Below are 18,571 nucleotides of genomic sequence, written 5' to 3' on the forward strand. Positions count from 1 at the left end.
GCATAAAGTGAATACTGTGTCCAAAGGACTGTGAGCGGTTTTATGTTCGAGCTGGCAGATCCCGTCTATGGACGGGACAAGCTATGAAGATATTCCATGGTCGATTCGATTCTTTCATGACCCAAAAGTTTTTGAACCATAATGATCGAAACACCATCTTCCAATAAATGCGTGGCAAAGCTGTGTCGCAAAGTGTGGGTGTGAACGTCTTTGGTGATGCCGGCTTTTTTGCTCACCGTTTTGATGATCCACTGAACTCCTCTTTGGCTGTAGCGTGAATCAAAATCCGGTCTACCAGAACCCGGCTGGTCAATCTCTTCAATATTTCTATTTTGATTTCCATTGAATAAATATTGATCTGGATTTTCTATTGAAATAAAGGTTTTTAGTCCCCGGATCAAATGTTCCGATAAAGGCACATAACGGTCTTTGCCACCTTTTCCCTGTACAATGTGAAGCATCTTTCGGTCAAAATCCAAGTGCCGGAGTTCGATACTCCGAACTTCCATGCACCTGAGGCCACACCCGTAAATCAAACCGATCAGCAGTTTGTGTTTTAGAAGTTCGGCGGCCTGAAGCATACGCCAGATCTCTTCGCGACTCAGGATCACAGGAAGTTTCTTCACTTTAGCAATGGTGGGCAGGTGCAGGAAACTGTAAGGCAGTCCTTCCGTTTTAAGCAAAAACCGAAGCCCGTAAACGGTGTGTTTAAAGTAAGACTGTGAGGGCGTGTTACTGCGCTGCTGCAGTTCAAAAAGGTAATCTTTGACCTGCTCGGGGTCCAACTCGGTGGGCAAAGTTTTGTAGTGGAGTGCCAGGGCTGCCACATGGCGGGATAATTGTCGAACGTTTTGGGACTTCTTCCCAGGATGGAAATATTCCTCTCGAAGCGTTGCAAGAGTTCAGCAAAACCGTTAACTTCGTTACAGGCACGGTTCAGGAATTTGTTTACCCTTAACTCCTCCGGAGATTTTTTTTTGTAGCCATTTTAAAGATTTTTTTATTGTCTTACCAAAGTTAATAAAACGGCGAAGGGAAAAGCTACCGGAGGTTTAGTTCAACATTGTATTTCTATTAGCGGGGTTGAAGTTTACATAATAAAGATTTTCGCGGGTTATTTTTTCAGTTATTTTTACAAAGACCAGTTATAAAAATCCCCGCCAACAGAAATACCGAGCCGTTATCGGAAATTTTATTGAAAATCCGTCTATGAAAACGAAACTTCTACTTTTAACATTAATTTTCTCAATAAAAGTTTTAGCCTGCAAATGCAAAGGAGAACCCAACTTGAAACATTCATTTGAAAATGCCGATTATGTATTTATTGGAAGTATTTACGGTGTTAATGAAGTTCCGTCGGGATTTGATTCTATAAAAAACATTCTAAGTAGCGTAAAGATTGAAAAAATCTATAAATCAAATGATTATGACGGATATTTTCAAAATAATGCAACTTTATATGGGTCACCTTTACGTTCTTGCGATATTTTATTCACTGAAAAAGAGAAGTATCTGATCTTCGCTTTTTGTGAGGAAGATACAGCGTTTTTGTATTCTGACAATTGCTTCTATACAAAGAAATTGAGTGAAATATCTGAAAGTGAATTGAAAATGTTGGACAATTTGCAAGAAGAGTTTTATGCCAAACAGAAAATACAAAACGCTAAAGAATTAACGCCCGACGAATGGGATGATCTTGACATTCTTGTTGAAATCCCTTTTCCAAGTAGAAAAATAAATAAACTAAAGAAAGAAATTAGCGAAATAAAATCTGAAAATAAAAATTTAAAGATAACTCTCGGAATTTTAATGTTCTTGACTTTAGTTTTAGGATTTTACACGATGATTAAAAGAAAAAACCGCCACTAATAACTAAGCTTTCGTAGTCTTTGAAAAACCAACAATGAAAGCCCGTTGAACCCTTCGGGAGCCTTAGGGTAAACTACAGCTCCGGGAGCTTTTCGACATTCTATGGGGTTGTCGTTGTTAGAACTCAGAACTATAAAGCATTTTTTTAGAAAGGCTTTTTTTTGTGGCGTTTGATAGCCTGTAAGAAGGGATTTTCTCCGCTTTTTCTTTGCTGCAGAACACAAATTCCCTTACTTGTAAAGTTTATTTAGCTGACAAAGGCTGCCCATTTCTATACCGGGCCACTGTCGCTGAATGATGCCAATACGGTAACGGCAGGTTCTTCGCTCATCGGAAATATGAATGTTGGCTACCGTTTTAGCACGGCTCCTTTTATCGCTGATCTGCAACTCAGTGTCCGGAACCTATACAATACGGCCTATAGTTTGGGGTATGATCTAAATGCCTTTGGCAATCGCTTTTACAATCCGGCGGCTACGCGTAATTATATGCTTACTTTGAAACTCCAACTTTAAAATCAATGCTATGAAAATTGTGTTATTTGCCACGCTCGCCCTGATGGCGGGATGTACCGAGAAACCCAAACAACCAGAACCGGAACCTGCCCGGCGTGAAACCACTGCCACCGCTGCAAAGCCTGACAAGATGGAACAGCTGAGAATGATCAACAACGAAGTACTCTCTGCCCTCAGCAGCGGCGATCCGCAGGCGGTTGTGCAGTATATTCATCCGGAAAAAGGGATTACCTTCTCCATGTACGGCTTTATAGATCCTGTGGTGGCGAAGCATTTCACAAAAGATGAATTTGTGCAGTACGCAGATACACCTGTGAAATTTACCTGGGGGACACTCGACGGCACGGGCGAACCGTATATCCGGTCCATCGGCACCTACCTGAAAGAGTGGGCATACGTACGAAATTTTGAAAGCGGCAGTTTACATATTAACAATTTTAAAGGCAGCGGTAACTCCATCAATAACCTCCAAAAGCAGTTTCCCGCAGCAGACTTCACGGAAAACTATATCCCGGGGAGCGAGGAGTACAGCGGCATGGACTGGCATGCCCTGCGCCTCGTGTTTGAACAATACAAGGGGAACTATTTTCTCATCGCCGTGGTGAATGATCGATGGACGATTTAATTTGTCCGGTTTTTATTTTCATTTATCTTTAATAAAAAAACAATGCGTGAAGTTCTGCAGAATTACTCAGGGATCCTGCTGCTGCTGGCGGGCATCATGACGGGAAGTTTCATCGGCATTTTCGTGCCGGATACGGTAACGTATCTGAAACCCGTTGGTGACATCTTTCTGAATCTGTTGTTTGTAAGTGTGGTACCGCTGGTATTTTTTGCCGTAGCCAACTCCATTGCTTCCGTGGAACAGCACTCGAAGGTGGGCCGGATTATTCTGGCGATGTCATTTACCTTTCTGCTCTTTGTGGTCATCTCGGCACTGTTCACGGTGGTAGCCGTGTATCTGTTTCCCACGCCTGCGCTGCCCGCCACCGCACAGGAAGCAGTGACCGAGGCTGACAGTAACAGCTGGAGCGACCGGCTGGTGAGTTTCTTTTCGGTCGGCGAATTCACCGAACTGTTTTCAAGAAGAAATATGCTGGCGCTGCTCATTTTTGCTTTCCTGACGGGGGTGGCTACGCGCAAAAGTGGCGCTGCCGGTGATACATTCCGCCTGTTTTTAGCCTCGGGTTACGAGGTGATGAAACAGTTATTGCTGACGGTGATGAAAGCGGCGCCCATAGGACTGGGTGCCTACTTCGCCTATCAGGTCGCTACTGTAGGGCCGCAGCTTTTTGGGTTTTATGCGCAGCCGCTCGGGCTGTATTACGGAGCCGGCATCGTTTATTTTTTCATCTTTTTTACGCTGTATGCTTTCCTCGCCAAAGGAAAGAACGGGATCCGGCTGTTCTGGAAGAATAACATTTATCCCAGCCTCACCGCTGTTTCCACCTGCAGCAGTTTTGCCACGATGCCGCTGAATCTGCAGGCCGCGGCCCGGATTGGAGTGCCGGCGACCATTGCCAACATTGTAATTCCTATTGGGAGCACCCTGCATAAGAATGGCTCCTCGATGTCTTCCATCATTAAAATTTACGTAGCTTTTCTGATCATTGGGCGCGATTTCTTCGATCCGGTAAATTTGCTGCTGGCGCTGGGCATCACGGTGTTTGTTAGTATCGTGGCAGGCGGCATCCCCAATGGCGGTTATATCGGGGAGATGCTCATGATTTCCGTGTACAACCTGCCGCAGGAAGCCATCCCGGCCGTGATGATTTTGGGAACGCTGGTGGATCCGCTGGCCACCATATTAAACTCAACGGGTGACACGGTAGCGGCGATGCTGGTGACGAAACTGACAGGGGCAAAATTTGAGGAAGCAGCGTGATTTCTTCTTAAAACAAGAAAAAAGCCTTTATATATTTGATGGGCTTAAAAATACAATAAAGAAAACTGCGTGGCAATTGTTAAAACCAGTGTGGCTCGATAAACCAATGCCTGTATCGCTTTCTTTCCAACGCACCTTTAAAATTCGTTGATATCGTCAGACCGCCACCGGCGCTTTAATTCCCGGATGCGGATCGTAGTTTTCCAGCGTGAAATCTTCAAATGTAAAATCGAAAATATTCTTCACAGCCGGGTTCAGGATCATTTGCGGCAACGCCCGTGGTTCGCGGGCAAGCTGTGTTTTTACCTGTTCAAAATGGTTGTTATAAATATGCACATCGCCAAAGGTATGGATGTACTCTCCCACTTCCAGGTCACAAACCTGTGCTACCATCATCAGCAGCAAAGCATAGCTCGCGATGTTAAAAGGCACTCCCAGGAAGACATCGGCACTGCGCTGGTACAACTGCAGCGATAGTTTGCCATCTGCCACATAAAACTGAAATAAAGCGTGACACGGTGCCAGGGCCATATTCGGGATTTCGGCAGCGTTCCAGGCAGAAACAATCAGGCGACGCGAATCGGGGTCGGTTTTAATCTGCTGAATCACCTCGGAAATCTGATCGACGACTTTGCCGCCAGCCCCCTGCCAGCTGCGCCACTGCGCTCCATACACCGGACCGAGATCACCATTCTCGTCGGCCCACTCATTCCAGATGCTGACACCATGATCGGTGAGATATTTAATATTGGTGTCTCCTTTTAAAAACCAGAGCAGTTCATAGATAATAGATTTCAGGTGTACTTTTTTGGTCGTAACCAAAGGAAAACCATCGGCAAGATCATACCGCAGCTGATAGCCAAAAACACTGCGCGTGCCGGTACCGGTACGGTCGCTTTTGTCGGTTCCATTTTCCAGGATGTGTTGCAGTAGGTCGTGATAGTTTTTCATAAGACAGAAATCAAGAAGAGCACAAAAATATACAAAAATCTATGAATGACTGAGGATGGTGTGCGTCATATTATTTACCGTTACCACATCGCCGGTCGTTTTTCCGGTTAAAGCGGCAGCCAGCGGACTTTCAGAAGAAATGGTATACACCGGTGAATCTGCGGTTTTAATGACACCCAGCGGCGCGGCAATCAGGAACCAGCCGCGGTCGGTTTGTACCAAACTGCCTTCCCCAATCAGCGGTGTAGGCTGGTGCTGAATCCTCGTAATGTCCACACGCATTTTTTGCCAACTTTTCAGCTGATTCTGCAGGTTATTAATTTCCTGTTGCACCATTTCCCGCGACGTTTCGTACTTATCTCCCATCGAGGATTTGGTTTCATTATTGGCCGCGCGGGTTTCTGCAATCAGTTTTTCAAATGCGTCCACTTTTTCGTTCAACAGTGCGCTAACCCGTTGCAGGACTTCTTCTTTAACTATCATCGCAACAATATTAATTAAAAAACCGCGAAGGTGTCGCGGTTTGTATTGTTTTAATCCAGATCATCGTCTTCATAGGCATCATCTCCGTAGCCATCATCTTCATCGTAATCATCGTCATCCTCGTAGTCCTCTGCCTGGTACGATTCGTCAAAGTTGCCAAAATCATCATCGGACATCGGGATCACTCCGTTTTTCTTTCCGCTGCTGCCGGCTTTCTTCGGCGCTTTCAGCGGCATTTTCCCAAAGCGGAAGACGGTAATCGGATAATTCACGGCCGGTTTTTCCGGTGCGGTTTCCACCAGTTCACAGAAGAATTCCCACAGATCCATAAATCCGTACTGGAAATGAATTTTGTCTCCTTTCTCCTGGAAAACTTCGTCCACATATACATCGGACATAATATCACCATCGCCGTCATCGCTCATGTCTTCCAGCGGCACGGATTTCACCACCACCCCGTCTTCATCGAGAATATTAAATACGGAAAGATCCTCACCCATCAGCGAAAAAGCACTTTTAATGCCGAGGTGCAGGTTCCAGAGGGTCTGCTTTCCTTTGATTTCTACATCCCTGAAAATATCCTCTTTTGTGTCCAGAATAATTCGGAGTTTATAAACCATTGTATCTGCTTATTTTTTCTTTTGATTAGTAAAACTGTTGTTCGGGTACAAATATAGAACAATTGAAATTTGACAAAAAAATGATGCGCGGCTTTTTTTATGAAAAGATTTGCTTACATTTTTGCCCGCTAGACGGCGGCCAGCGGCAGCATAAACCAGAAGCGGGAACCCTCCAGATAAGTGCTCTCCACAAAGATGCTTTCCTGGTGCGCTTCCAAAATATGTTTAACGATAGCAAGTCCCAGACCAGAGCCGCCATCATGCCGGTTGCGGCTGGTTTCCACCCGGAAAAACCTTTCGAAGATGCGACTTACCGTTTCAGGTTTCATGCCCATGCCATTGTCTTTCACTTCTATCAAAGCTTTATTGCCCACAATTTCCGTGTGCAGGGTGACCGTCGCGAAATCCCGGTTGGCATAATAGATGGCGTTGGACACCAGGTTGATCAGCACCTGCGCAATTTTCTGCTTATCTGCGGAAACGAGCAACGAACCTGCCGAAACTTTCAGTTGGAGCTGGGTATTCTTGCGCTCCGCCTCCAGGTCGAGTAGATCTGCAATTTCGCGCAGCAGGGCATTGATATCAAACGTGCTGACGGATAGATTAATCCGCCCGCTTTCAAATTGATTGATCATGTCCAGATCTTTCACAATATGCAGAAGCCGCTGCACGGACCGGTCAATACGTTCAAGGTATTTATCGCGGATGGCGAGATTTTCCACGCCGCCTTCCATCAGGGTAGCCACGTAGCCCTGAATTGAAAACAAAGGCGTTTTCATCTCGTGCGAAATATTGCCAATGTATTCCTTGCGGTAGGCTTCCATGGCCTGCATCGTATCGAGCGTCATGGTATTTTTTTCGCTCAGGTCAGAAACGCGCTGTCCGAGCCTGGCAAAATCCAGGTCGTCCGCATTCTCGGTAAAATCTTCCGGCAGAATAGTGGAAATTTTGCGGATCTGTTTTTTACCATAAAAATTAAAAAGAAATTCCAGCGCCAGGTAGTTTAGCCCCAGCATGGCCAAAAAGGAACCGGCGACCAAGAGATAAAAACCTGTATCGGTACCGGAAAAGTTCTGCTCTGCCTTATCAAACACCAGCACCAGAACCAGCATAAAAGCAGTCAGGCACACAGACGCCAGAAAGGTGAGACGGTGGAACTTCATGTCTTATATTTTTTCCTGAACGACCAGTTTATAACCAATGCCTTTCAGGGTCTGAATGGTGTGAATGCCGAGTTTCTCACGCAGTCGCCGAATGTGCACATCAATGGTCCGCTCGCCGACCACCACTTCATTTCCCCAGACTTTCTCCAGAATTTCTTCTCTTTTAAAAACTTTCTCGGTGTTGGAGGCCAGCAGATTCAGCAGATCGAATTCCTTGCGCGGCAGCAGGTGGGATTCGCCGGCTTTGGTTACTTTAATATTTTCTTTATCAATGGTGAGGTCTCCCAATTGCAGAACCACGTTCCGCTGCGCGGCGGTGGAACTTAAATTTAATAAAGCATTGATTTTGGAAGCTAAAACGCGTGGCTTGATGAGTTTAACAATGTAATCATCGGCGCCGGCCTGATAACCTGCCAGCTGAGAAAACTCCTCGCTGCGCGCCGAAAGAAATACAATGAGTGTCTTTTCCAGTTCGCGGATGGCGCGCAGCTCTGTGCAGGTTTCGATTCCGTCTTTTTCCGGCATCATGACATCCAGCAGGATGAGATCGGGAATTATCTTCCTGGCCAGCTCAATTCCCTGATTGCCATTGTCAGCCGTCGTGACGCTGTATCCTTCTTTTTCCAGATTATACGTAAGAAGTTCACGAATGTCTTCTTCATCATCTATTAAAAGAATTTTTTTGCGGTCCATTGTTGTGGGTTTAAACTTTTCAAAGTTAATGAAATTTAAAGGCGGAACCCGAGGTTTTCTAAATCTTCATATTGAATTAATATGGGTAGGGCATTTGTTATTATTTCGTAACAAAAACTTAAAACTCCTGTAACGCTTCCGCGGTTTTTGCGCTGTTTCTTTGCACCGTACACAGAACAATAAAACTTAGCATGAAAAACAGCAAACCTGCGATTTCCTTCTTTTTATTATCAGCTGCCATGCTCAGCGGCCAGCAGATTCCTGAAACTGCTAAAAAGGAGCAAGAACTGGAAACCGTAGTAATTAAAGCAAATACGAAAAAAGGTGCTGCGAACAACCTGCTTTCCCTGCAGCGAAAAGCGGTGGAAGTTACGGAGCGCGTGGGTGCAGAGCAACTTCACAAACAGGGCGTCGGCGACGCCGCGACCGCCGTGACAAAAGCCAGCGGCACGCAAAAACAGCAAGGCAGCGGACAACTGTCGGTACGCGGCCTGGGCGACCGGTACAACAGCACGACGCTTAACGGACTGCCGGTTCCGTCGGATGATCCGGAATACAAAAACCTGAACCTATCTTTATTTACCACCTCGATTATTGAGTATATCAGCTTACATAAGGTCTACCAGCCAAAACTTCAGGGCGACTTCGGTGGGGCAGGAATTGAAATTACATCAAAGGAACATATCGGCAAACCGTTTCTGTCTGTAAGCTTGGGCAGCAGTATCAATCTCCAGACGGGGGGAAGTTCCTCATTTTTTATGCAGGATGGCGCACCGGGCTATTTCGGGTACCATAAAACTACTTTTTCTAAACAGGATCCAGAAAAGGTCTACCCTTTCCGCAGCAGCTGGAATTTTGAGGACACCGGCACGCCGCACAATTCAAACCTCAGTCTGGAGGGAGGCACTAATATCGGTAAGTTTTCAGTTTTTGGATATACGGGTTTCAGCAATGATTATTCCTACAGTGAAGGTCAGGAAGGCTTTTATGATGCTTCGGGAGATGCGATCAAAGCCCTGACCGTGGACCGCTACAGCTACCGGACCAATCACACGTCGCTCCTTAATGTGGCACACCGGCTGGGCCAGCGCAGTAAAATAGCATTCACCAGTAATTTTATACATTCTTCAGCACAGGAGGCAAGATTTTTCCAAGGGTATCTGCGGGAAATTGGATCTGAGGTACTGATTAACCGCGGCGACAATAAAATAACTTCACTTTTCATCAACCAGCTGTACGGCAGCCACCAACCGGAAAACAGCTGGCAAACCGATTGGGGCATTTCCTACAATGTACTGCAAAGCGACCGCCCGGACCGGCTCCAGAATACCATCGACGCACGCACCAAACAGTTTATTACGGCAAGTACCATTAATAACCACCGTTATTTCGACGCGCTGAACGACCGCTCTTTCAATGGTTTTATTCACCTCGCACGGCAGCTCGGCAGATTTAAAGTTCAGGCCGGCTATCAGGGAACTTATAAAAAGCGGCATTTCGACCATACGACCATCGGCCTAAATTTCACCCGGCAGTTTACGGCGGATCCTCAGAACGTGGATGCGGTGATTAATGCGGCAAACAACGAGTTTATCAGGTATAACACGTTCCGTACAGACCAGGAGCAGTTTCTTCCTTTCTGGTATGAATTTAAACAAAATAACCAGTCGGCGTTCCTGCATGCAGATTTTAAGCTGAACGAAAAAGTTACGGCACAGCTCGGCGGCCGGTACGATTATATTCAGCTGGAAAGCAGCTGGGATGATGCAATTTTCCGCACGGACTCGAAAGAAAAGGAATATAATAAGTTTTTACCGGCCTTCAATTTAAAGTATGAAATCAGCGGCCGGCAGAACCTGCGTTTTTCGGCTTCAAAAACCTATATTCTGCCGCAGGCCAAAGAGCTGGTTCCGATCGGATATTATGATGTGACGACCAACGTCTACGGAAATCCCAGCCTGTATCCGTCTGATATGTATCATGCCGACCTGAAATGGGAATTGTTTTCCGGGCCGGGTGAAGTAATATCGGCCGTTCTGTTTGGAAAATATCTGTTGAACCCGATTTCGCGTACCACTTATTCCACCGCGGCCTCCAGCGACATGACGTATTTCAATATCGCTGATTACGGAATGGTTGCCGGTGCGGAAGTGGAAATCCGGAAAGACCTCTTTCGAAATTCTTCTTCCAGACTCTACACGTTCCTGAATGCGACCGTGATGCATTCTGACCAAAAACTGAAAACCGAGCAGACTTTCGCTCAAGAAAACAACGGCAAAACGATTCAGTTCAGCGGTCAGACTCACGATAAAATTCAGGGCGTGGCCGACCTGCTGGCAAACCTTAATCTTGGATATCAAATAAAAGCAGGTAATGAACAGGATTTCGACTTTGTAGTTTCCTACAGTTATGCGGGCGAAAGCGTATTTGCGCTGGGCACCAATCGGTCGGGCAATTTTTATGAAACGTCGGTTCACCAGCTGGATGCCCATTTGCGGTACCGCTTACGGCAAATCGGACTCGGTTTGTCAGCGAAAAACCTGCTTAACCCAGACCATACCATTGAGCAGCGTACGAGCAACCGAACGCATATTCATAAAAGTTATTCGGCCGGCACGGAGCTGGGCCTCACACTTTCGTATCTATTTTAATCTAAATAAAAAAAATGAAAAAGACTATTTTACAAGCGGCATTATGCCTGACCCTGATGACTACCCTCAGCACAGCAGTTTCCTGCGGAAGAGAAGATGAAACAACGGCCATCGCACCTGAATTAATGGATCCGGCTAATTTCAAAGGAACAATTGCGGCCGGCACAACTTTAACGCTGGACCCCGCCAAAACTTATAAGCTCACCGGCCGGCTGCTCGTGGAAAAAGGAGCCACGCTGAATATCCCGGCCGGTACCCGAATCGTGGCGGCGCAGGGAGCTAATTATCTTATTGTGGACCGCGGCGGCAAATTAAACATTAGCGGAACGGCCGCACAGCCGGTGGTTTTCGAAGGAGAAAAACATACCCAAGGGTACTGGGGAGGCATCGTTATTCTGGGAAATGCACCTACGAACCGCAGTGCATCCGGCACCTCGACCTCGGAGCTCGGAGATATGGTGTACGGCGGAACGAATCCGGCAGATAATTCCGGCTCAATTCAATATCTGGTTATCAAAGACAGCGGATTTAAGTACAATCCGGAGAAGGAGTTTAACGGTCTTTCTTTATTTGGCGTAGGCAGCGGAACTAAGATTTCGCACGTATCGATTCTGAACGGAGCTGATGACGGTGTGGAGTTTTTCGGCGGAAATGTGAATGCAGACCATCTTGTGATCATCGGTGTGGGGGATGACAGCGTGGACTGGACGGAAGGCTGGCAGGGAAAAGCGGAATATATTTATGCAGCACGGCACAAGGAATTTATCAATTCGGCTGAACCCGGCAACCGCGGCATTGAAGCAGACACCCAGGATACCGATCCCAATACCACCAATGGCAACGGCGCCTCTAACCCGGAACTGAAAAACATAACCCTGATCGGCAATCCAAAAGGTTCCGAATCGCAGGGCATGAAAATCCGCGCGGGTTCGAACGGCAAATTTGATAATGTAGTCATCGCGAACTTTTCCACCGGCCTGGATCTGGAAACGGACCGGACTTTCAACTGGTTTTTAAATGGTAATTATATAACAAACATCCGTTTTGTGAATGTGACAACGCCTTGGAAAGCAAAAGCGACTACGGCTTTCCCGGCACCGGATCTTTCTCAAATTTTCACTCTGAATACCGGGGCCACCGGCGCAGGTAACGGCACAGCGCTGCCGGATTGGGCCAAAAGCTGGTCAGGTTACAGCAGCTTTGACGTCAGCGAGGCGGGTAATTAGTAAATAACAGAGATACGAAGAACCACCGCGAGACGGTGGTTTTTTTTATTTATTCATCTTCATATTGCGTGAGGTACGTCGAGTACGTAAACCCTTCGTTTTCATCTTCGGCATCGTCCAGCGTTGACATCAGGTCTTCGAAATCTTCGAGCTGTTCCACATTCAGATTCACGAGTTCCAGATGAAGCGGCAGCGGCACAAAACCGGTCAGCGCGTCGTACAACGCATCCAGATTGTCACCGAAGCCTTCGGGCAGGGTCAGTTTTTGTTTTAATTCACCGAAGAAATCTTCGTAGTCCCCAAGATGGGTAAAGTCAATATATACGGTTGCCATATTTTAATTTTAAATCCTATTGATGGTCAGGTTTATTGCGGAGTAAATGTTTTGTAATGATCGGTGGTGAGCCAGACCTTGCCGGCGTCGGTAAATACAATCCGGTCTGTTCCGCGATGCCCGCACCGGTAGTTCACATCCGCTTCATAATATACAGCGGCGAGCGGAAGTTTGCGTTCACGGTTTTTAAATACATCACCACCGATGGCGCGACCGGGCAATACATCACAAAGATTCTTTTTGCCGGCAATCCAGCCTTTTGCTCTTGCTTCTTTTTTAGTCAGATAATAATGCGGGAGCCGGTGGTGTTCTTTCACATAACTCATCACCGTTTCGGCGCGGGTCAGTTGCTCCACAGAAGCAGGTACCGGCGGCTGTTCGTACGCGGTTACGTCCGGCGCTGCAGTATTTTCATCAGGACGATCTGCCGTCCAGGTAGTAAAGAGATACATCAACAGGAAAGCGGAGAGCAGACCGATGATGAAAATCAGGACCAGTTTGAGGCGTTCTTTGTTCATTCTGATATTTTAATCGCGCCATTCGGCCGGGATCATGCACACGGGAATCGGTTGTATTTTATGCTGGGCTGCTTTATTCATGCGACGGAAGATTTCAAATACTTCGCGGTCACGACCTGTGTAGTCGTCGGCTGTTTTGGTTCCCCACTCCTTCTGGATTTTTTCCAGCTCGGGATAGGAGGCGCCGATCTGCTGTTCGTCGGTACGGGATTCATCCCACAGACCGTCTGCCGGAATGGCATTTTGAACAGATTCCACGAGATTCAGGCTGCGCGCCAGTTCATATACTTCGGTTTTATACAAGTCCGCAATGGGTGACACATCCACGCCGCCGTCGCCGTATTTTGTGAAGAAGCCAACACCGAAATCCTCCACCTTGTTGCCGGTACCGCAGACCAGCAGGCTGTTGATCTGACCGTAATAATATAAAGTCAGCATCCGAAGGCGGGAACGTGTATTGGCCAGCGCCAGCTTCTGGACTTCCGAAATTGCAGTTTCTGTAATGAAACTGTTATATAACTGGTCAAACGCAGGTGTCAGATCCACGCTTGCCGTGCGCACATTTGTGAATTTATTTTTCATATCAGTCATATGCTCCTGCGCCCGGCTGACTTCGTCCGGATGCTGACGAATGGGCATTTCTAACAACAACGTATCGAGTCCCGTCCTGGCGCACAAGGCGGAAACCACAGCTGAGTCAATTCCGCCGGAAACCCCGATCACGTACCCGCGGACGCCGGCATGCTGAGCATATTCGCGCAACCAGCTCACTATTTTATCAATTACTTTTTCTACCTGCATTTTTTTTGTTTTAAAACAGCTTTGTATGCAAAAGGCCTTCCCTTAAAATTTGCTTATTTTTGCCGCGTTAATATGACGTAAAAATAATGAAGTTTTTCAGAATTCCTTTCTTTTTACTTTTAGCGCTGATCACTATTATTTCCTGCAAGAAAGAAGGAGAAAATCCCTGGCAGAAACAGGAAGTTGCGGAGGCGCCAAGTGTGCAGGTCACCGATTTATCGAAAGAGTTTTACGATACAACTATTTCACTGGAGCAATTCAGCCAGAAATACCCGTGGTTTCAGGGAACCGTTTCGGATGAAGATTATGCCCTGCGACGCCAAGATGCCGATGAGCAGAAAATTTATAAGGAAGCGATCTCTAAACTAGACGTTGCCAAACTGCAAAAAGAACTGGGAAAGCTATTCGCGCAGATACAAGTTTATTTTCCGGACTTTAAAACGCCGCATGTGTATTTGTATTCGTCCGTTTTGGAAGGTGCACTGGATCCTGTTTTTTATTATAAGGAAGAAGACAAACTTTTCATCGATATTACGGGATTTATGGGAGAAAACAATGCCAATTACAAAGGAATGGAGCAGTATTTCCAGAAATCGATGAATCCGCAGAATATGGTACCGAAGGTGTCGCAGATTCTGGGTGAGCATTTTTTACCACCGCTGCAGAACCAGCAGAAGTTTCTGGACCAGATCATCCATGAGGGAAAACTGCTGATTTTGCAGGATGCGTTTTTGATCGGTGAACCGGACTACCTCAAAATCAATTATACGCCGGAGCAATATGAATGGGCCGCATTTCACGAGGCCGACATCTGGAATTATTTTGTGGAAAACAACCTGGTATTCAGCGATGATGCCAGGCTGGCCGAACGCTTTATCCGTCCCGGGCCATTTTCAAAATTCTACACAGAAATTGATAATGAATCTTCGCCACAAATCGGGCGATACAGCGGATGGCAGATTTGCCGGACTTATTTTAAAGAAAAACCTGAAACAAAACTGCCCGACTTCCTGATGATGGATGCCCGGCAAATTTTTAATGAAAGTAATTACAAACCTAAAAACCCATGAGAAAAACACAGATTACCATCGATGTAGAACTCGATGAAAACCATATTCCCGAAACACTGACCTGGAATGCCGAGGATGGCGGCGTCGATAAGCAGGAAACCAAAGCTGCGATGATTTCCGTGTGGGATGATCAGCGTATGGAAGCGCTCAGAATCGACCTCTGGACGAAGGATATGCCGGTTGATCAGATGAAAATGTTCCTGCACCAGATTCTGGTATCGATGAGCCAGACCTACGAACGGGCCACCGGTGAAGACGATGTTGCGGCCTGGATAGCAGAAATGGCAGAAGAATTTTCGAAGCGTTCTGCCATCAGAATGTAAGTAAGCGAAAACGCCGGCTCTTCCGCCGGCGTTTTTTGATTGGTTTATATGAGAAGGTTACTTTTTTATAAATTTAAGTGTGGTAGTTTCTCCGTTTCCTGAGATTTTGATCAGGTACACACCTTTCACCAGCTTAGCCACTGAAATTTGATCGCCATCGTTTTTACCGGAGCTTACTATTTTGCCGGACATATCCATAATCTGATATGATACAGCTGCGTTTATTCCCTGAACTTTAAAACCGTCAGTAACCATCGTGGGTGCTATAGAGATTTTTTTAGCTTGTGCTATATTTTCTCCGGTAGCCAGCAGAGGTTGGGACGACAAATACGGATAGCCGTCATTTACGGCAGGATTCTGCACCCATATTGTTTCGGTTCTGCCCGCATTCAGCGTGGTTGCAAAAGCAGGTGTTTTCATCTCTGCGGTCTGCTTGCCGGTGATATCCAGCGTTAGGGGAGCACCCATAAAGGTACCCACCGGTTCTTCCGTATTCACCGTTGCATCATAGTAGGCATTCTGGATGGTTATATTACCGACCGTTCCAATAAAGGCACCGACATCGGGCGTTATGCTTACGGTTCCTGTTGAATATACATTTTTAAAATCGCCGGTATTCTGAACTGCACCGGCAAAACCACCGACTGATTGTACCGTAGCGGTAACATTGGCGCGGCTGTAGCTGTCTTCGATTTTATTAACGGTAGGACCAAAAGCAAAAGTGATAAAGCCTGTGAAACCGCCAACGAAATACTGTCCGTTCACTTCCCCTTCTACAAAAGACTTTGAAATAAGTGAATTATTCCAGGATGTCCCTGCAAAACCACCGATTTGATTCTGACCTGTAATTTTGCCTTGTGCTGAACAGTTCATTACGGTAGAATTGCTCAGGACAGCGCCGGTGAATATACCGCCATTGTATTCTGTTAAGGTAATGTCAGCATTTTTCACGTGACAGTTTTCCACTGTACTGCCCGTGGTGATATTAGCAATGAAGGCACCGGAAGTATCAGTACCATATATTTTAGCGCCGTCCAGGGTGAGATTTTTTACCGTCGCACCGATAAATTGCCCAAATAAGCCGAGCCAGTCACCCCCTTCCCGGTTAATCATCAGATTGGAAACTACTTTATTATTTCCCTCAAAATTACCGGAAAAGGGATTGTTATTATTGTAGCCGATAGGATCCCACAAGTGCGCGCCGATGTCCACATTCTGCATTAGTTTTATATTTTTACCGGTGAAGGTATTACCGGCAGCAACCAACTTGGCAAGACCTGCCAGTTCAGCCGCGGTACTGAGTTCAAAACTGGTGTCAGCGGCATTGTACCAGCTCGTGTCAGCGTAATCCTTCCAATTGCTCACAGGGAAGTCAGCTAAAAATGCAGGTTTCTGAACTTTGTACACAACAGCGTTGGCAGGCAGATGGTTCATCATTTTCCCCTGCTGGGTTTGCGCCAGACCTAAAGAGGCAGCAGCAATACTTAAGACAGTAAAGTATTTTTTCATAAACTTAATATTGATTTGGTGCTAAAATAGGATTTATTTAGCTTTCATCCCAAATAATATTCAATAAAGAAGTTAAAGACATTACGTTTTAAAAACAGAGTAGGCAGCAGTTAATTTTTCTGGTTTAAATTAGTCCGCAATAATTTCATGTTATAAAAAAGTATCTTTGAACCAGATTTATTTTAAAACTTCTATTATGAAATTTGACACAAAAGTAATCCACGGCGGACAACAGCCGGAGCGTGTGACCGGCTCGGTAAATATTCCTGTTTTTCTTACCTCTACGTTCGCACAACAATCACCCGGGGTTCACTCGGGATATGAATATTCACGGGCGGCCAACCCAACCCGGCAGGCACTGGAAGACAGTCTGGCCAGCATCGAAAATGGTGCGCGCGGTCTGGCTTTTGGTTCCGGCCTGGCAGCAATCGACTGTGTGTTAAAACTGCTGAATCCAGGCGATGAAGTCATTGCAGTGGATGATTTATATGGTGGTTCCTACCGCATGTTTACCCGCCTGTTTGAAAAATATCAACTGAAATTCTCTTTCGTTTCTTTTGAAGACGTGCCCTCCATTGCGGAGCTGATTACAGACAAAACCCGTCTTATCTGGCTGGAAACACCCACTAATCCGCTGATGAAACTGGTGGATATTCGCGCCGTGGCGGAATTCGTGAAAGGACGAAATATCCTGGTTGCGGTAGACAATACCTTTGCGACGCCATACAGCCAGCGGCCGCTGGATCTGGGCGCTGATATCGTCATGCACTCTGCCACCAAATACCTGGGCGGCCATTCGGATGTGATTGCCGGCGCGCTGATTGCCAAAACGCCGGAGCTGGGCGAACAACTGCATTTCATTCAGTTTGCCAGCGGTGGGATTTTAGGACCGCACGATTCATACCTGGTGCTGCGCGGGATCAAAACGCTGGCGCTGCGGATGCAAAGACATTCTGAAAACGGTATGCAGATCGCGCAGTATTTGGAACAACATCCTGCCGTGGACAAAGTATTCTACCCCGGCCTGGAATCGCATCCGCAACATGAACTGGCCGTACAGCAGATGCGCGCCATGGGCGGCATGGTTTCTTTTACCTTCAAATCCGGCGAGAAACAAGACGCGCTGACATTCCTGGAATCGCTGAACGTATTTACGCTCGCAGAATCCCTGGGCGGTGTGGAAAGTCTGGCGAACCATCCTACGCTGATGACCCACGCCTCTATTCCGGCAGAAAAAAGAGCGGAGCTCGGAATTACCGATGACCTGGTCCGTTTAAGTGTCGGCATTGAAGATGCGGAAGATCTGATTGCTGATGTTGAGCAGGCTTTCGCTGCCGTAGAAAAAATGCAACCTGCTTCCAAAGTGTAGATTAATGAACGAGCTGATACAAACGCTGAAGGACGGTGGCACCATCCTTTATCCGACCGACACCATCTGGGGTCTGGGCTGCGATGCAACCAACGTGCAAGCAATACAGAAGATTGCGGAAATCAAAGGCCGCGATGCATCCAAATCATTTATCATCCTGGTGGAATCTGAAAAACGGTTACAGGAACTGGTGGAAGTCCCGGAAATGGCTTGGGAAATCATCGACCTTTCGGAAAAACCGGTCACGCTGGTGTACGATAATCCACGCGGGCTGCCGGCGGAACTGCTGGCCACCGACGGCAGTATCGGCATCCGGCTGGTGAAGACCCCTTTCCTGAGGAAGTTAATTTCGGGACTCAATAAACCGATTGTGTCCACCTCGGCCAATCTCAGCGGTGAAAAGTCGCCGCGAAGTTTTGCAGATATTTCCCAGGAAGTAATTGAGGCAGTGGATACGGTGGCAACGGAAGGCCGCGACACCGTTTCTGAATACAGTGGTTCATCGGTCATCCGCATTTGGGCAGATGGCAGAATAAAAGTACTGCGTGAGTAAACAGTAATTATATTTACGTAACACAAAAAAATCCGGAC

Annotated in this window: 19 protein-coding genes; 9 read left to right on the forward strand and 10 right to left on the reverse strand. The window is 46.6% G+C overall.

All coding sequences use genetic code 11. The annotated features are described in order from the left end of the window. Window positions 1–65 precede the first annotated feature (65 nt). Window positions 66–797 carry a tyrosine-type recombinase/integrase gene (locus tag MVI27_RS11405; RefSeq protein ID WP_246961975.1) on the reverse strand — a complete coding sequence of 244 codons (732 nt, stop codon included), beginning with the start codon at window positions 795–797 and terminating at the stop codon, window positions 66–68. Between the two features lie 412 nt (window positions 798–1,209). Between MVI27_RS11405 and MVI27_RS11410 the strand changes: the two genes are divergently transcribed. From MVI27_RS11410 to MVI27_RS11420, 3 genes are all read left to right on the forward strand, one after another. Continuing rightward, on the forward strand, window positions 1,210–1,869 hold the full coding sequence (locus tag MVI27_RS11410; RefSeq protein ID WP_246961977.1) for a hypothetical protein: 660 nt from the start codon (window positions 1,210–1,212) through the stop codon (window positions 1,867–1,869). Between the two features lie 525 nt (window positions 1,870–2,394). Then, window positions 2,395–3,009 (forward strand): hypothetical protein, encoded by a 615-nt coding sequence (locus MVI27_RS11415; RefSeq protein ID WP_246961980.1) that lies wholly within the window; start codon window positions 2,395–2,397, stop codon window positions 3,007–3,009. Between the two features lie 42 nt (window positions 3,010–3,051). After that, complete coding sequence (locus MVI27_RS11420; protein WP_246961983.1) at window positions 3,052–4,269, forward strand: dicarboxylate/amino acid:cation symporter; 1,218 nt, start codon at window positions 3,052–3,054, stop codon at window positions 4,267–4,269. A 156-nt stretch (window positions 4,270–4,425) separates the two neighbouring features. On the opposite strand, the gene MVI27_RS11425 is transcribed toward MVI27_RS11420, so the two are convergent. The 5 genes from MVI27_RS11425 to MVI27_RS11445 all read right to left on the reverse strand — a co-directional run bounded on the left by MVI27_RS11425 (window position 4,426) and on the right by MVI27_RS11445 (window position 8,179). Continuing rightward, window positions 4,426–5,220 carry a thymidylate synthase gene (locus MVI27_RS11425; RefSeq protein WP_246961986.1) on the reverse strand — a complete coding sequence of 265 codons (795 nt, stop codon included), beginning with the start codon at window positions 5,218–5,220 and terminating at the stop codon, window positions 4,426–4,428. Between the two features lie 39 nt (window positions 5,221–5,259). Beyond that, entirely contained in the window at window positions 5,260–5,703 is a 444-nt protein-coding gene (locus MVI27_RS11430) for a GreA/GreB family elongation factor (protein ID WP_246961989.1), read from the reverse strand. 50 nt (window positions 5,704–5,753) lie between these two features. Beyond that, window positions 5,754–6,323: a plasmid pRiA4b ORF-3 family protein gene (locus MVI27_RS11435; protein ID WP_246961992.1), complete on the reverse strand. Its 570-nt coding sequence runs from the start codon at window positions 6,321–6,323 to the stop codon at window positions 5,754–5,756. A 128-nt stretch (window positions 6,324–6,451) separates the two neighbouring features. Beyond that, window positions 6,452–7,486, reverse strand: coding sequence for a sensor histidine kinase (locus MVI27_RS11440; protein ID WP_246961995.1), 1,035 nt, complete (start codon window positions 7,484–7,486; stop codon window positions 6,452–6,454). 3 nt (window positions 7,487–7,489) lie between these two features. Beyond that, window positions 7,490–8,179 (reverse strand): response regulator transcription factor, encoded by a 690-nt coding sequence (locus MVI27_RS11445; RefSeq protein ID WP_246961998.1) that lies wholly within the window; start codon window positions 8,177–8,179, stop codon window positions 7,490–7,492. Window positions 8,180–8,370: 191 nt separating this feature from the next. Between MVI27_RS11445 and MVI27_RS11450 the strand changes: the two genes are divergently transcribed. After that, the gene (locus tag MVI27_RS11450; protein WP_246962001.1) at window positions 8,371–10,830 is read left to right on the forward strand and encodes a TonB-dependent receptor; all 2,460 of its coding nucleotides are present in this window, start codon (window positions 8,371–8,373) and stop codon (window positions 10,828–10,830) included. A gap of 14 nt (window positions 10,831–10,844) precedes the next feature. Next, entirely contained in the window at window positions 10,845–12,056 is a 1,212-nt protein-coding gene (locus MVI27_RS11455) for a hypothetical protein (RefSeq protein WP_246962004.1), read from the forward strand. A 49-nt stretch (window positions 12,057–12,105) separates the two neighbouring features. Here MVI27_RS11455 and MVI27_RS11460 read toward each other — a convergent pair whose 3' ends face one another. Genes MVI27_RS11460 through nadE form a run of 3 tightly spaced genes read right to left on the reverse strand, consistent with a single transcriptional unit; the run spans window position 12,106 to window position 13,709 of the window. After that, entirely contained in the window at window positions 12,106–12,390 is a 285-nt protein-coding gene (locus MVI27_RS11460) for a barstar family protein (RefSeq protein WP_246962008.1), read from the reverse strand. 32 nt (window positions 12,391–12,422) lie between these two features. Then, entirely contained in the window at window positions 12,423–12,908 is a 486-nt protein-coding gene (locus MVI27_RS11465) for a ribonuclease domain-containing protein (protein ID WP_246962011.1), read from the reverse strand. A 9-nt stretch (window positions 12,909–12,917) separates the two neighbouring features. After that, window positions 12,918–13,709, reverse strand: coding sequence for an NAD(+) synthase (nadE, locus tag MVI27_RS11470; protein WP_246962014.1), 792 nt, complete (start codon window positions 13,707–13,709; stop codon window positions 12,918–12,920). 86 nt (window positions 13,710–13,795) lie between these two features. Between nadE and gldB the strand changes: the two genes are divergently transcribed. Continuing rightward, on the forward strand, window positions 13,796–14,779 hold the full coding sequence (gene gldB / locus MVI27_RS11475) for a gliding motility lipoprotein GldB (RefSeq protein ID WP_246962017.1): 984 nt from the start codon (window positions 13,796–13,798) through the stop codon (window positions 14,777–14,779). Further along, window positions 14,776–15,102 (forward strand): gliding motility protein GldC, encoded by a 327-nt coding sequence (gene gldC, locus MVI27_RS11480; protein WP_246962020.1) that lies wholly within the window; start codon window positions 14,776–14,778, stop codon window positions 15,100–15,102. The genes gldB and gldC overlap by 4 nt, the downstream gene beginning before the upstream one ends. A gap of 57 nt (window positions 15,103–15,159) precedes the next feature. Here gldC and MVI27_RS11485 read toward each other — a convergent pair whose 3' ends face one another. Then, complete coding sequence (locus tag MVI27_RS11485) at window positions 15,160–16,611, reverse strand: T9SS type A sorting domain-containing protein (RefSeq protein WP_246962024.1); 1,452 nt, start codon at window positions 16,609–16,611, stop codon at window positions 15,160–15,162. Window positions 16,612–16,807: 196 nt separating this feature from the next. Here MVI27_RS11485 and MVI27_RS11490 point away from each other — a divergent pair, with 196 nt between their 5' ends. Together MVI27_RS11490 and MVI27_RS11495 are read left to right on the forward strand one after the other, a co-directional pair. Continuing rightward, on the forward strand, window positions 16,808–17,980 hold the full coding sequence (locus tag MVI27_RS11490) for a cystathionine gamma-synthase (RefSeq protein ID WP_246962028.1): 1,173 nt from the start codon (window positions 16,808–16,810) through the stop codon (window positions 17,978–17,980). A 4-nt stretch (window positions 17,981–17,984) separates the two neighbouring features. Next, window positions 17,985–18,533, forward strand: a complete 549-nt coding sequence (locus MVI27_RS11495) for an L-threonylcarbamoyladenylate synthase (protein ID WP_246962031.1) — start codon at window positions 17,985–17,987, stop codon at window positions 18,531–18,533. The last annotated feature ends 38 nt before the right edge of the window (window positions 18,534–18,571 follow it).

Source organism: Chryseobacterium salipaludis (assembly GCF_022968825.1).
GTDB classification, from domain to species: domain Bacteria; phylum Bacteroidota; class Bacteroidia; order Flavobacteriales; family Weeksellaceae; genus Kaistella; species Kaistella salipaludis.